Here is a 15,084-nt window from a genome sequence, read left to right as displayed (position 1 = left end):
GGCTGTGATGGGGAGCGAAAATTACAGTAGCGAAGGTCATGATCTCACACTGCCAAGAAAAGCCTCTAGTCAGGTGAAGGTGCCCGTACCGCAAACCGACACAGGTAGGCGAGAAGAGAATTCTAAGGCGCGCGGAAGAACTCTCGTTAAGGAACTCGGCAAAATGACCCCGTAACTTCGGGAGAAGGGGTGCCCCGGTAGTGTGAATAGCACGAGGGGGCCGCAGTGAAAAGGCCCAAGCGACTGTTTAGCAAAAACACAGGTCTGTGCGAAGCCGTAAGGCGAAGTATACGGGCTGACGCCTGCCCGGTGCTGGAAGGTTAAGGGGAGCGGTTAGGAGCAATCCGAAGCTGTGAACCGAAGCCCCAGTAAACGGCGGCCGTAACTATAACGGTCCTAAGGTAGCGAAATTCCTTGTCAGGTAAATTCTGACCCGCACGAATGGCGTAACGACTTGGGCGCTGTCTCAACGAGAGATCCGGTGAAATTTTAATACCTGTGAAGATGCAGGTTACCCGCGACAAGACGGAAAGACCCCATGGAGCTTTACTGCAGCTTGATATTGGATTTGGGTACGATCTGTACAGGATAGGTGGGAGCCGTTGAAACAGGAGCGCCAGCTTCTGTGGAGGCGCCGTTGGGATACCACCCTGATCGTATCTAGGTTCTAACTTGGTACCGTGATCCGGTGCGAGGACAGTGTCAGGCGGGCAGTTTGACTGGGGCGGTCGCCTCCTAAAGAGTAACGGAGGCGCCCCAAGGTTCCCTCAGAATGGTTGGAAATCATTCGAAGAGTGCAAAGGCATAAGGGAGCTTGACTGCGAGACCTACAAGTCGAGCAGGGACGAAAGTCGGGCTTAGTGATCCGGTGGTACCGCATGGAAGGGCCATCGCTCAACGGATAAAAGCTACCCTGGGGATAACAGGCTTATCTCCCCCAAGAGTCCACATCGACGGGGAGGTTTGGCACCTCGATGTCGGCTCATCGCATCCTGGGGCTGAAGTAGGTCCCAAGGGTTGGGCTGTTCGCCCATTAAAGCGGTACGCGAGCTGGGTTCAGAACGTCGTGAGACAGTTCGGTCCCTATCTGTCGTGGGCGTAGGAAATTTGAGAGGAGCTGTCCTTAGTACGAGAGGACCGGGATGGACGTACCGCTGGTGCACCAGTTGTTCCGCCAGGAGCATGGCTGGGTAGCTACGTACGGAAGGGATAAGCGCTGAAAGCATCTAAGCGTGAAGCCCCCCTCAAGATGAGATTTCCCAGTATGTAAGACCCCTTGAAGACCACGAGGTAGATAGGTTGGAGGTGGAAGTGCAGCAATGCATGGAGCTGACCAATACTAATCGGTCGAGGGCTTATCCTACAAGCTTTGCGAAGCAAAGCTAGCTACGAAAGCATCCACAGAGCTTTGCGAAGCAAAGCTAGCTACGGAAGCATTACGCTAATGATCAATCTAATAACGCATATTCGTTTCGTATCTAGTTTTCAGGTGATCAAACATCTGAATCACGTTTGGTGGTGATGGCGGAAGGGTTCCACGCGTACCCATCCCGAACACGACCGTTAAGCCTTCCAGCGCCGATGGTACTTGGACCGCAGGGTCCCGGGAGAGTAGGACGCCGCCAAGCGAAGAAGAAACCGTTACTGCAGCTAATGCAGTAACGGTTTTTTTGTTCCATTCCAATCATCCACAGCGCATGACTTCAAACCTGCGTATCGTGATTGAAGTTATCCCTATGATGTGAACAAGCTGTATATAAGCTTGAAGATCAAGCTCATTAAGCACAGTTTATCAACATGACCTGGATACATCTTCACAGGAAAGCTTTTAATTCATGTTGAACAAAGGGGTTATCCTCAGGTTCATCCCCAGACCTGCATAAGATTCAGTGTTCTGCATGTCTATCTTACAAAATGTAATACATTCTTATCCACAAATTTAGTACTAAGTCCTAATACTTAGTGTTATAATAAACGAAAACAGATGGAGGTATCCACGGTGATCCAATCCCAATCAAGAGTCACGGCAATAGGAGCCTATGTGCCGGAACGGATTCTGACGAACGAGGATTTGCAGAAGATGGTTGATACCAGTGATGAATGGATAGTACAGCGGACGGGAATGCGGGAACGGCGGATTGCGGCAGAGGGACAATTCACGTCTGATCTGGCTGAGCAGGCCGTAAAGGATATGGTCCGCCGATACGGTATTTCTGTTCAGGATGTGGATATGATTCTGGTGGCGACAAGTACACCGGATTTTGTTTTTCCAAGTACGGCAGCAAGGCTGCAGGCCAAGCTCGGAATTCAGAACACCGGTGCCCTGGATATGAATGCTGCTTGTGCCGGTTTCGGGTATGCGCTGCAAATCGCGGACGGATGGATTACCAGTGGAATGTACCGTAAAATTCTGGTCATTGGCGCGGAGACGATATCCAAGATTACAGATTATACTGATCGAGCGACGTGTATATTGTTTGGTGATGGCGCCGGTGCGGTGCTGGTAGAGCGTGATGAGGAGCAGCCGGGATTCCTTGCCTCGATTACCGGCACTTATGGGGAAGGCGGCATGAATTTATATAAAACCGGCCTTGCCAGGCAAATGGATGGACAGGATCTTGGCAGCGAATGCATTGTCCAGAACGGACGGGAGATTTATAAATGGGCGGTGCGGAATGTACCGGAAGGCACTCAGCGCTTAATCCAGCGGGCGCAGCTAGCTCCTGAGGATGTAGATTGGTTCGTCCCGCATAGTGCGAATCTTCGGATGATTGAAGCGATTTGTGAGCGGGGACCGGTTCCATTTGAACGGACTTTAACGAGCGTTGAGTATTTCGGCAACACCTCAGCGGCATCGATACCGCTTGCATTGCAGCTGGCTGTGGATAACGGGAAACTGAAGGCAGGTCAGAATGTGCTGCTGTACGGCTTTGGCGGAGGCATGACCTATGCCGGTTCTATCATTCACTGGACCATCTAAATGACAGCTTGTTTGCGTACCCCCAGCGGTTATTGTGGATTAATAGCTTAAGCGAGGCCAGGATGGTTCCTGGCCTTTTTGGCATGGCGGCAGGATCGTAAAATATTCAACCTAGATTCAGAAGTTTGCCTCCTCAACATAAGGTGCTGCTTTGATTACACTGAAGAAGTAGAAAGCAACCTAAATGAGAGGGGTAAAAAGCATGAGTAGATTTAAAACCTGGGGCGTCATGCTCCTGAGCGTGATGATGGTGTTCTCGCTGGCGGCCTGCAGCGGTGGGAGTTCTGGAAACAACGAAGGTTCATCGGAAGGAACGAATGGAGAGCAGCAAGGTAGCAGTAACGAAGGAGCATCTACGGAAAACGTTGAGCTTTCTTTCTGGTCGCTCGGTACGACCAATTATGAGGAACTGGCCAAGGAGTACACGAAAGAGCATCCCAACATTACGTTCAAGTTTCAGAACACTTCTGATCAGACCGCACATCATGCCAATTTAACGACAGCCCTATCGGCGGGATCAGGTGCCCCAGACATTTTCATGCTTGAAATCGCATTCATTGAGCGCTTTATCAATGCTCAGGATAAATTCTATAACCTGTATGATCTCGGTGCGAAGGATGTACAGGGAGATTACCTGGACTGGAAATGGAAGCAAGCTACTTCCGTAGACGGCAGCTTCCAGTTGGGACTTCCTACTGACGTCGCTCCGACCGTAGTCTACTACCGGACAGATCTCGCAGAAGCAGCAGGTCTCCCAACAGACCCGCAGGAATTCTCGGCAGCCATTAACACCTGGGATAAGTTTGCTGAGGTCGGCAAGCAGTTCAAGGACAAAACAGGCAAGCCATTCGCGGATTTGACGGACCTGGTCTATAACGGTCTTCGGGATCAGTCTCCAAACCAGATTTATTTCAGTAAAGAGGATGGTTCATTCATCGGGGATTCCAACCCGCAGGTGAAGAAAGCTTACGATTTCACAGTCAAAGGGATTCAGGAGGGCTGGATTGGCAACTGGGTGCTCTGGTCTCCGGAATGGAATAAAGCCATGAATGATGGTGAATTTGGCGTGCTGCTGGGCCCGGCATGGATGGCGGGAACGATTCGTAACGCAGAAGACTCCTCCGGCAAGTGGCAGATTGCTCAAATGCCAGAGGGCGCAGGCAACTGGGGAGGCTCCTTCCTGACGCTGCCGAAAGAAGGAAAGCATTCCAAAGAAGCATATGAATTTATTTCCTGGCTCGTCAACAAGGAGAACCAGCTGAAATCCTTCAAGGTCAGCGGCTTGTTCCCGTCTATTCCTGCAGTGTACGATGATCCGGCATTCAAGTCGGAGCAGGACGAATTCTTCAGCGGTCAGATCATTGCAGAAGCATATGCCGAAGCAGCGAAGAGCGTACAGCCGGTGTATTACGGTCCGCTTCATGATCAAACCGATACGATTATCAAGAACGCCCTGAAAAATGTACTGGAGAAAAAAGCGGATCCAGCAGCAGAGTGGGAAGGTGCCATGAAGCAAATTAAAACGCTGGTGGACCGCAGCTAGATATAGAAAGAGACAGAAAGAGATAGCACAGCAAGGTACAGATATTCGAATCAGGAAGCATATCAGACAAAGAGTTCATCACAATCATTATCATTAGAAGCAGTTCTGAAATAACAACCGTCCGGATGAATGCAGGGAGGACTTCCTTACGTTCATTCGGACCTATTCTTTAGCATGGAGGTGCACCATGGCAGAACCCGCAACAGCCGCAGCGGCATCCTATCCGGCCACACGTAAACGGCTGACAGAGCAAAGAAAAAGCCGGCTGACGGCCTACCTGTTTATTTCTCCGTTTTTCGTGCTGTTCGGCATTTTTGGCTTGTATCCGATCCTTTTTACGATCTACCTGTCCTTCTACAAATGGGATGCGCTCGGTCCAATGAGGTATGTAGGCTTCAAAAATTACGAGCTCATTACGAGTGATCCGACCTTTTGGATCTCGTTTAGTAACACTTTGATTATGGGAATTATGGGAACCGTACCGCAGATTATCGTTGCACTGCTTGTTGCCGTCATGCTGAATTCGGCCCTGAACAAGTACAAGAACATATTCCGTATACTATTTTTCATGCCCAATATTACGTCCATCGTCGCTGTAGCATTAGTGTTCAGTACGATGTTTGGCAACAACGGGATGGTGAACTGGCTGCTGAATAGCCTGGGCCTGGACAGTGTTCCTTTTAACTCCGGCTGGTGGGGGGTCAAAATCGCCATATCGACGATGGTCATGTGGCGCTGGATGGGGTATAACGCGATTATTTTTTTATCCGGCCTGCAGAGTATACCGACTGATATATATGAAGCCGCCCGCATTGATGGAGCCAGCCGCAGCCAGCAAATGCTGTATATTACGCTGCCGCTACTGCGTCCGTTCATTCTGTTCGTAACCTTGGTATCGACAATCGGGGCACTGCAGCTGTTTACCGAGCCTTATGTGTTTCTGGGGCAGTCCGGCTCTGGCTCTACTCGACAGGAAGGGGTTACGATGGTTACGTATTTGTATGATGAGGCATTCAAGAATGGATTTTTTGGAACGGCGGCGGCGACGGCAGTGCTGCTGTTAATAGCGACCATTATGTTCTCCCTGCTGAATATGCTTCTATCCAGCCGGATGGGCGGAGAAAGAGGGGGGAGTAAGGCATGAGCATCGCTGTAACGGCCAAAAAAAATCCGGATGAGCCGGGCATTGGCGCAAAGATACTATTTTATCTGCTGCTGCTGTTCGGTGCTGTACTCTCCATCTTTCCGTTCTATTGGATGTTTGTCGTAGGTAGTAATGATAAGACGGCCGCCTTTCAGATTCCGCCGCTACTTACTCCCGGTACGGAGTTCTTCAATAACTTCTCCCGCGTGCTGGAGCGTACGGATTTCTTCAGAGCGCTGATGAATTCAGCTGTGGTGTCCACCACGGTTACGCTCTCCGTTGTCTTCTTATGTACGCTGGCAGGATATGCGTTCGCCAAATATGAATTTCCGCTCAAAAAAACGCTGTTCGTGTTCGTGATTGGCACGATGCTCGTCCCTGCACAGCTCAGTGTACTGCCTCTGTATGTGATTATGGCCAAGCTGCAGTGGATCGACAGCTACAAGGCACTGATCGTGCCGGCCATGGTGAATGCGTTCGGTATTTTTTGGATGAGGCAGTATATTGCCTCGGCTGTGCATAATGAGCTGATCGAGGCAGGCCGGATGGATGGCGGCGGACATTTTCGGATCTTCTGGAATATTGCAATTCCGGTGGTGACCCCGGCCATGGCTACACTTGGCATTATCAACTTTATGAACGTATGGAATGATTTCTTCTGGCCCCTGGTTGTGCTGAAGAATCGTGAGAATTATACAATCCAGATCGCTCTTCAGCAGCTGTTTACGAACAAGGACGGCCTGGATTACGGGATGATCATGTCAGCAACCTTTGCAGCGACACTGCCGCTGCTCATCGTGTTTCTGCTGTTTAGCCGCTGGGTGATTGCCGGGTTGACCTCGGGGGCGGTTAAGAGCTGAGTTTTTTCAAACTTGTTAGCCAGCTACAAAGGAAGTGGCGCAGCGATGAAGAATAATAGACAGAGGAGAATGGGGGGAAGCCTGTGAAGCTCCGTCGTAAAATCCTGCTGGCTATTATTCTTCTTGTGTTTATCCCGGTGATCGCTATGGGGAGTGTGACCTACTACACGTACTCCCAGGCCATGGAGAAGAAGTCCAGTCATTTTTACTGGATATCGCTTCAGGAAACGGATCGCCGTCTGAAATTTGCACTGAATGAGATTACGACCATATCCAATTTTGCAATTACCCAGCAGGCAGTTCAGCAAGCCTTGAAGCAGCCGGAATCCGCTGTGACCTATAACCGCCGGCAGGAAATGAACAATTTAATCCATCACCCGATGATTCTGTCCTTTGCGCTGTATAGTCATGACCGGCTTATCTACTCCGACAGTGACGCTTATACCCTCGCAGAGCTTCAGGCCCAGGAATGGTATGGCCGGGTCGTGGAAGCGCAGGGACGTCCGGTGTGGGCAGGACCGGGAGAGGACCGTGCTGCGGGAGCGCTGATCTCTGATCAAGCCCCTTCCACAGGGCGTATTGAAATCGCTTCCGGGGCACTTATTCAGGCGCGGACCATTAAGGATTACCACTCTTTGGAGGACATCGGGACGCTTATCATTTACGTCAAGCCTGATTTGCTAGACCAGGTGTTTTGGGAGGCGGCAACGTTAAAGCAGGGAGACATCCTGCTGGTCAATCAGGAGGGGCGCATCGTATTCGATAAATCCGGGGAGCGGATCGGGGAGCATGCAGCGTTTCCTTTTTTGGAGGCGGGCTACAGCAACGGCAAAGGCTATTATGTAGATGATGATCTCGGGGAGTCGTCACTCATTACCTATCTGCCTTCACATCACAAGGAATGGTTTCTGGTCGCGGTGACCGAGAAGAAGCTGATCGCCTCGGAGTCGTCCTATATCCGCAATCTGGCGCTGCTGCTGGGCGGAAGCTCGCTGCTGTCGGCGTTTTTGTTTGACCGCTTCTTTGTCCGGCGGCTCGTGCAGAGCATCATTGGGGCGGTCAACGGCATGAAGCAGGTGAAGCGGGGCAGCTTTGTTCCGATTCCTTCACCAGGGCGGGCGGATGATGAAACCGATCTTTTAATTGATGGCTTTAATCGGATGAGCGCCCAGATTGAAGAGCTGCTGCAGCAGATTCAGACCGAGCAGGCACGCAAGAAGGAGGCTGAAATGCAGGCACTGGTGGCGCAGATCAATCCACATTTTATATATAATTCTCTGGAGTCGATCAATTCGATGGCGGTGCTGGAGGGCAACCGGAATATTAGTAAAATGGTTATTTCGCTCGGCAAGCTCCTGCGGATCAGTATTAACGAGAATCAGGAGCTAATCCCGCTTAGTATGGAGCTGGAGCACGTCAGGCATTACATGAACATCCAGAAGTTTCGCTTTGAGGATCAGTTTGATTATGAGATTACGATTCCCGAAGAGCTGAAATTTGTCGTCACTCAGAAGCTGATTGTGCAGCCCATTGTAGAGAACGCGCTATATCATGCCATTGAGCCTATGGAGGAACCGGGTCTGATTCGTATTGCGGTCAGCGATGCGGGAGACGAGGTATTCATTGATATTACGGATAACGGACCTGGATTCTCTAAGGAACGGCTTCAAAAGCTATATGGTGAAGAACAGGGACCCGCGAGAAAGTATCGGGAAAACGGTGTGGGATTAAAAAATGTTCATGAACGCCTTCAGATTCGCTTTGGCGGGCGTTATGGCATGATGATCTGCTCCGCGCCGGGCTTCGGCTCGACGATCCGTATCCGGATACCGAAAATGCTGCCATGAAGGGAGAGCAAGCATGAAGACTCCAAACATATTGGGAGCCCGGGGATGGGTTGTACTGTATATGTGTCTGATGACGTTACTTGTAGGCTGGATGCTGCTGCAGGATCGGGAAGTCATTGAAGAGGAGCAGGGTGAGAAAATAACGCTCACCTTTCGACACTTTTGGAATAAGGAGCATGACCGCCAAGTGCTTGACATCGTAACAGAAGTCATCAGCAGCTATCAGGCGGAGCACCCGAATATCAAAATTAACTTTGAAGGAATGGACCAGACGATTCACCGGGAGCAGAAGCTTAAGAGTGAAATGGTTACCGGCACGCCTCCGGATATGTTTGTACTGTTCGGCGGAGCGGAGATTGAGCCTTACGCCCGGGCTGGGCGCCTAATGGATTTATCGGAGTTTGTGCAATCCCGCGGTTTGAACGGGGAGTTTACAAGCCTTTCATTATGGACCTTTGATGGCAAAATCTTTGGGCTTCCCATCGAAGGGCATGCTGAGCCGCTCTATTATAACAGGGACCTGTTTCAGCGGCTCGGACTTCAGCCGCCCCGGACGCTCGCCCAGCTGAATGAGATCATAGAGAAGCTGCTGAAGCGGGATGTGATTCCATTTGCGTTAGGCAATGAGGACCGGTGGCCGGCTGCAATTTTTGCCCATTATTTCATGGATCGGTATGCCGGAGCTGCCTTGATTGAGCGCTTGGCACGGGGAGATGAAGGCGTCCGTTTTGACAATGAGCTATATTTGAGTGCCTTTCAGCATTTCCAGTCCTGGATTGAGCAGGGGGCCTTCGGCCCTTCGCCCAACACTTCCTCAACAGAGGAGGCCATTGCCCTGTTTACCGGCGGGCAAGCCGCGATGTATTTAAACGGGAATTGGGATATTAATCTGTTTCAAAGTGAAGAAGACCCGGATTTTCAGCAAAAGGTGGGTGTCATCCCGTTTCCTTCTCTTCGGAACAGCGAGCCAAGGTCTATGGCCGGCGGATATACGATCGGTATTGGACTGTCCTCCGAGCTTGTAGATCCAGAGAAGCAGGCGGCGTTAGGGTTAATGGAGGCCTTGTACACGGAGGATGTGCAGGCTCGCATCGTGTATGAGGGTCGGAGGATTCCGTCAATGAAAATTCCGTTTGATCCGGAGCGGACTGGACCGGTATTTGCCCAGGTCATTGATTTGCTAGAGCAAAGCCCGGCGAGCTTTCTCGCTTATGACAACGTCATTTCTCCGGAGGTCAAAACATCATTTCTGGAGGTCATTGAGGACCTTATCAGCGGTAAAACCAGTGCAGGAGCAGCACTTGAGCAAATTGAGCAGTCCTCCCGGGCGTATTGGGAGCTGCGCAAGGATGCGCGCAGGTGACAAAAAAGGGAGGCTGGTGTGCTTATGGAGGAGAAGCGGTATCGTGTTATCCTGGTGGATGATGAGCCGATCATTCTCCGGAGCTTGAGAGCAGCAATTCCATGGGAAGAGCTGTCGATGGAGGTTGCCGGTGAAGCAAAGAATGGAGAAGCGGCGCTGGAGCTCGTCAAGCAGCTCCAGCCTCACGTACTGATCAGCGATATCCGTATGCCGGGCCTGGATGGGATTTCTTTAATGAAGGAAGTAATGCAGGAGCAGCCGAAGCTGTTTTTTATTTTTATAAGCGGCTACGGGGAATTCGAGTATGCCCGGGAAGCGCTGCGGGAAGGCGCCTTCGATTATTTGCTCAAGCCGATTGATCATGAGGAGCTGGCGGCTTCACTTCTGAGAGCTGTTGCGGCTTTGAAGAAGCAGGAGGAGAATGACAGGCTGCTGCACTCTATGCAAACCCTGTCCCTTCTGGCCAGAGAACGCCTCTTTACTGAGCTGATTGAGGGCAGCCGCAGCCCGCTCCTTCAGCTGCAGTGGCTGGAGCATAATGAGCTGGACCAGAGCTGGTATATGGCGGTGCTTCAGCTTGACCGTTTCGAGAAGCTGGAAGCGGCCTGGAGCCGGGATGAGAAAAGGCTGTGGCTGTTCGCAATTCGGAATATATTGGAGGAATGGTTTGAGAACAGCGGCGGCCTGACTGTGTTTCCGTTTCGGAGCGGAGAGTGGCTGCTCATCTTTCCCGAGCGGATGAAGGAGCTGCAAAAGCAGCTTGGTCATGAGCTTATTTCTTTGATAAAACGGCATACAAAGCTTTCCGCCTCCGTCGGCTTCAGCTTGACGGCGTCGGGTATGCAGCAGCTGGGTGAAGCCTATGAATCGGCCACCCGGGCGCTGTATCAGCGTTTTTATACGAATGGAGAAGGCGTCTACTGCGCGGAGCAGAATAGCAGGATTAGCACCTCTGCCGGGAGCTCCTATCCAAAAAATCTGGAGGCCTCCCTGTTGGACCGTGTAAGAACGCTGGATCAGGAAGGACTGCGCTCAGGCCTTCAGGAGGTGTATGCTTACCTGGAAGCACAAGGCTGCCTGAGGCCGGCGGCGGAGCAGATTCTGGTTGAGCTGTCGGTCGTATTGTATCGGCAATTTAAGGATATGAGGACCGGGCAGGAATGGTCATTGGAAGAGCTGCTTCAGGACATCCATGCTTCCGACAGCCTGAAGGATATGATGTCCGTGCTTCAGATCACGCTGGCGCGGTGGATGAAGGACAGTGCTGCCGAGCCCTCCAGGGAGGATATGCACACGGTCATGGAGAAAGCCCGCAGCTATATTCAGGAGCACTATCAAAAGGATTTATCGATCGAGGAGGTGTCAGAGTATAGCCATCTTAGCATCAGTCACTTTTGTACGTTGTTCAAGCAGTCCTCCGGCTATACCTTCGTGGAGTATTTGACTCTCTGTCGTATCGAGAAAGCGAAGCATATTCTGAGAAATACGAGTGTGAAGGTATATCAGGTGGCGCCGCTTGTCGGCTATCAGGACCCCAGATATTTCACTCAGGTATTCAAAAAGGTTACCGGTCATACACCTACAGAATACCGAGAGTCGGTAAGTGCACAATAAAAAACACCTTCCCTTGCAAATGCGGGAAGGTGTTTTTTTGGGGAATAATAAATGCGTTGTCTGTTGTTAAGGTTACGAACGGTTGCGTCTCATCGAACCCATAACCAGGCTGACGATGAAGACCAGTGCAACGGCACCGATAATGGCAGGGACGATGAAGAAGTCACCAATTTCTGGACCCCAGTCACCAAGAATCAGGCTACCGAGCCATGCGCCGATGAAACCGGCAATAATGTTACCGATGACGCCTCCGGGAATATCTCTTCCCATAATCAGACCTGCGATCCAACCAATGATACCACCAACAATGAGAGACCAAAGAAAACCCATGATTATCACCTCGTTAAAATTTTTTTAACTGTCTGTGCTTTACTATTAACCAAAGAAGCTCCGTTTAAACAGCTACCGACACAGAAAAAATGGAATCCTGTTGTAAGGGGTATGTTATATATAAGAAATTAAAAATAACGATATGGAGGGAGAGTCTGTCATGGAAAATCACAGCTTGCTAAGAACCGGTGCAGTCGATACCGAGGAGGTCACCCCGGATCTATTGTCCATGAGAACGCTAATTGCCAATGTGCTGATGGTAGGACAGCCGAAGCAAGGCAGCTGGGTGCTGGTGGATACCGGCATGGCCAAGTTTGCAGACGCCATTGCAGACACTGCAGTCCAGAGATTTGACCGCCCGCCCGCATGCATTGTGCTCACGCACGGGCATTTCGACCATGTCGGCACGGTGAAGGAGCTGGCAGATCGTTGGAATGTTCCCGTGTATGCCCATGGGCTGGAGCTTCCCTATCTGACAGGGAAGGCAAACTACCCGCCGGCAGATCCTACGGTGGGCGGAGGCTTGATGGCGCGGGCAGCGCCAGCGTATCCGAACGAAGGCATTAATCTTGGCACACGCGTTCACGCTTTACCGAAGGACGGATCACTGCCGGAGCTGCCGGAATGGAGATGGATCCACACACCAGGCCACAGTCCTGGCCATATTTCACTATACCGAGAGCGGGACGGCGCCCTCATTGCAGGCGATGCGTTCATTACCGTGAAGCAGGAATCGGCCTTGGCGGTCGTGACCCAGAGTAAGGAGCTTCACGGACCGCCGATGTATTTTACGCCTGACTGGGAAGCCGCGGAGCAGTCCGTTCAGAAGCTTGCCGCATTAAAGCCTCAAGTAGCAATTACGGGACATGGCGTTTCCATGGCAGGTGCCGAGCTGCAGGAGTCGCTGCTCTGCCTCGCGGAACATTTCAAAGAGATGGCTGTACCGAAGCAGGGCAAATATGTAGAGGACAGACCGTAGGCCGAGGCTGGACCGTTCTTATATGACCTGACTCCCGGATGCTGGAGACATCCGGGAGCTTTTGCCGCAGCTGCCCATGGTATAATATCATTTACGAGAAAGGGGAGAGCTTATGAAGATATTGGTGTTGGCGGAGAAGCCGTCGGTAGCTAGAGAAATTGCGCGGGTCATGGGGAGCCGCGAGAAGCATAAGAACTATTTTGAAGGACCGAAATATGTAGTTACCTGGGCACTGGGGCATTTGGTAGGGCTGGCCGAGCCGGAGGATTATGATCCCAAATACCAGACCTGGGCGCTGGAGGATCTGCCGATCCTGCCGGAGCGCATGAATCTGAAGGTGCTGCGTGAAACGAGCCATCAGTTCAAGACCGTACAGCATCTCTTGAAGCGCCAGGATATCGGGGAGATGATTGTAGCCACGGACGCGGCACGGGAAGGCGAGCTGCTGGCCCGCTGGATCCTGAGCATGGCGAAATGGAACAAGCCGTTCAAGCGTCTATGGATTTCTTCCCAGACAGACAAGGCGATTCGGGAGGGCTTTGCTTCCCTTAAGCCGGGCAGTCAGTTCGATCGTCTGTACGAGTCCGCACGCTGCCGGGCGGAGGCAGATTGGATGGTCGGCTTGAACGTGACGCGCGCGCTGACGTGCAAATTCAATGCACAGCTGTCTGCCGGGCGGGTACAGACGCCGACGCTGGGCATGATTATGCAGCGAGAGAAGGATATTACCGGCTTCCGCTCCCAGGAATTTGATACGATTCAAGTGGATCTTGGGGGCTTTGAAGCCTCGTGGCGGGCGTCCGGCGGTGACGGACGCATCTTTGACCGCAAGCAGACCGAGGAACTGAGGGCCAAGCTGTCTTCAGGAGCAGCCCGCGTCATCACGGTGAAAAAAAGTGAAAAAGCCGAGCCGCACCCGCTGGCGTACGATTTGACCGAACTGCAGCGGGATGCGAACCGCCGCTTCGGCTTCTCAGCCAAGCAAACGTCCAGTGTGCTGCAGCGTCTGTATGAACAGCATAAGCTCGTTACATATCCGCGTACAGACAGCCGTTACTTAACAAGTGATATGGTGTCCACGCTTAAAGAACGGCTGGAGAGCGTAGCCATCGGCCCGTATGCTGCGCTGGCCCGTCCACTGCTGCGCAAGCCGATGCAGCCTGGCAAGCGAGTCGTTGATGACAGCAAGGTGAGTGATCACCATGCGATCATTCCAACAGAGGAAACGGTGCTGCTGAACAAGCTCAGCGCAGAGGAGCGCAAGCTGTATGACCTGATCGTGCGCCGGTTCATCAGCCTGTTCTATCCTCCTGCGAAATATGATTCCGTGTCGGTCACCCTCAAGCTGGAAGGCGAGCAGCTGTACGCCAAGGGAACGACCGTTAAAGACAGCGGCTGGCGCGAGGTGTACGGAGGCGATTACGAGACCGCGGAGGAGGACGATGCAGATCTCGGCGTTTCGGAGTCAGCCGGAAAGCTGCTGCCTCCGCTGCAGGAAGGCGAGCAGCTTCAGGTGCGCCGCTGCATCGTCAAGCCGGGCCGCACTCAGCCGCCGAAGCGGTACACGGAAGCCGCGCTGCTGACCCAGATGGAGAAGCATGGGCTCGGCACTCCGGCAACGCGCGCGGACATTATCGAGAAGCTCGTCAGCTCTGATACGATTGAGCGGCAGGGCTCGTCGCTGCATCCAACAGGCAAGGGCAAGCAGCTGATTGAGCTGGTGGCGCCGCAGCTGCGTACACCGGAGCTGACCGCAAGCTGGGAAGCGGACCTGGAGATGATCGCCAAGGGCCAGGGCAAAGCGGAGCCGTTCATCCGCGGCATTCGGGAGATGACAAAGGAGCTGGTCGCGGGAGTCAAGGGGAGCACGGCGGAATATACGCCGCATAATGTATCGGCCAGCCATTGCCCGGACTGCGGCACGAGGCTCCTGGAGAAAAAGAGCAAGCGCGGCAAGCTGCTGCTCTGTCCCAGCGACGACTGCGGCTATAAGCGTTCCGGGGAGAAGCGTCTCTCCAACCGCCGCTGTCCTCAGTGTCATAAGAAGATGGAGCTGAAGGAAGGCAAGGCCGGGATGTTCGTGCAGTGCCTGGGCTGCGGCATTACGGAGACGCTGAATAAAGACAGCAAGCATATTAACAAACGGGAGGAACGTAAGCTCGTTCAGCAGTATGGTAGCAAGCAGGAATCTCTGGGTAATAATCTGGGGGAGCTGCTGAAGGCTGCGATGGAGAAGAACAAAGACTGATTTCCCTTCTTGAACAGAGGGAGAAATCGGCTTTAATTTTACATAGAATTAACTCAATAACTGCTCCCCGTAAATTTTTCCGCGTTATGGTAGGAAAGCAGCGTCTTTGAAAATTCATTTTTTCATAGACCAGTGGTTAGATCCATTCCGCTAAACAGCGAACGAGGAGGAGTATA

Annotated in this window: 10 protein-coding genes and 2 rRNA genes; 11 read left to right on the top strand and 1 reads right to left on the bottom strand. The window is 52.2% G+C overall.

The window, feature by feature from the left end; genetic code table 11:
• The 9 genes from ACH6EH_RS11815 to ACH6EH_RS11775 all read left to right on the top strand — a co-directional run.
• Positions 1-1,363 (top strand): 23S ribosomal RNA (locus tag ACH6EH_RS11815); the annotation flags it as partial.
• A 148-nt stretch (positions 1,364-1,511) separates the two neighbouring features.
• A 5S ribosomal RNA gene (gene rrf / locus ACH6EH_RS11810) occupies positions 1,512-1,628 on the top strand.
• A gap of 371 nt (positions 1,629-1,999) precedes the next feature.
• Positions 2,000-2,980 carry a ketoacyl-ACP synthase III gene (locus ACH6EH_RS11805; protein ID WP_397332451.1) on the top strand — a complete coding sequence of 327 codons (981 nt, stop codon included), beginning with the start codon at positions 2,000-2,002 and terminating at the stop codon, positions 2,978-2,980.
• A 202-nt stretch (positions 2,981-3,182) separates the two neighbouring features.
• Complete coding sequence (locus ACH6EH_RS11800) at positions 3,183-4,523, top strand: ABC transporter substrate-binding protein (RefSeq protein WP_208204434.1); 1,341 nt, start codon at positions 3,183-3,185, stop codon at positions 4,521-4,523.
• A 187-nt stretch (positions 4,524-4,710) separates the two neighbouring features.
• Positions 4,711-5,667, top strand: coding sequence for a carbohydrate ABC transporter permease (locus ACH6EH_RS11795; RefSeq protein ID WP_397332450.1), 957 nt, complete (start codon positions 4,711-4,713; stop codon positions 5,665-5,667).
• Complete coding sequence (locus tag ACH6EH_RS11790) at positions 5,664-6,527, top strand: carbohydrate ABC transporter permease (protein WP_138224549.1); 864 nt, start codon at positions 5,664-5,666, stop codon at positions 6,525-6,527. Before ACH6EH_RS11795 ends, ACH6EH_RS11790 begins: the two co-directional genes overlap by 4 nt.
• A gap of 83 nt (positions 6,528-6,610) precedes the next feature.
• Complete coding sequence (locus ACH6EH_RS11785; protein ID WP_397332449.1) at positions 6,611-8,374, top strand: cache domain-containing sensor histidine kinase; 1,764 nt, start codon at positions 6,611-6,613, stop codon at positions 8,372-8,374.
• 70 nt (positions 8,375-8,444) lie between these two features.
• Complete coding sequence (locus ACH6EH_RS11780) at positions 8,445-9,737, top strand: ABC transporter substrate-binding protein (RefSeq protein WP_397332448.1); 1,293 nt, start codon at positions 8,445-8,447, stop codon at positions 9,735-9,737.
• A 24-nt stretch (positions 9,738-9,761) separates the two neighbouring features.
• The gene (locus tag ACH6EH_RS11775; protein WP_208204432.1) at positions 9,762-11,351 is read left to right on the top strand and encodes a response regulator transcription factor; all 1,590 of its coding nucleotides are present in this window, start codon (positions 9,762-9,764) and stop codon (positions 11,349-11,351) included.
• A gap of 72 nt (positions 11,352-11,423) precedes the next feature.
• Here ACH6EH_RS11775 and ACH6EH_RS11770 read toward each other — a convergent pair whose 3' ends face one another.
• Positions 11,424-11,681: a GlsB/YeaQ/YmgE family stress response membrane protein gene (locus tag ACH6EH_RS11770; protein ID WP_138224553.1), complete on the bottom strand. Its 258-nt coding sequence runs from the start codon at positions 11,679-11,681 to the stop codon at positions 11,424-11,426.
• Between the two features lie 160 nt (positions 11,682-11,841).
• Here ACH6EH_RS11770 and ACH6EH_RS11765 point away from each other — a divergent pair, with 160 nt between their 5' ends.
• Together ACH6EH_RS11765 and ACH6EH_RS11760 are read left to right on the top strand one after the other, a co-directional pair.
• Complete coding sequence (locus tag ACH6EH_RS11765; RefSeq protein WP_397332447.1) at positions 11,842-12,660, top strand: MBL fold metallo-hydrolase; 819 nt, start codon at positions 11,842-11,844, stop codon at positions 12,658-12,660.
• A 112-nt stretch (positions 12,661-12,772) separates the two neighbouring features.
• Positions 12,773-14,908, top strand: coding sequence for a DNA topoisomerase III (locus tag ACH6EH_RS11760; RefSeq protein WP_208204430.1), 2,136 nt, complete (start codon positions 12,773-12,775; stop codon positions 14,906-14,908).
• The last annotated feature ends 176 nt before the right edge of the window (positions 14,909-15,084 follow it).

It is taken from the genome of Paenibacillus sp. JSM ZJ436 (assembly GCF_044383795.1).
GTDB lineage: Bacteria > Bacillota > Bacilli > Paenibacillales > Paenibacillaceae > Paenibacillus_AQ > Paenibacillus_AQ algicola.
The sequence above is the reverse complement of the archived record's forward strand: the minus strand, read 5'-3'. Positions and strand labels throughout refer to the sequence as shown.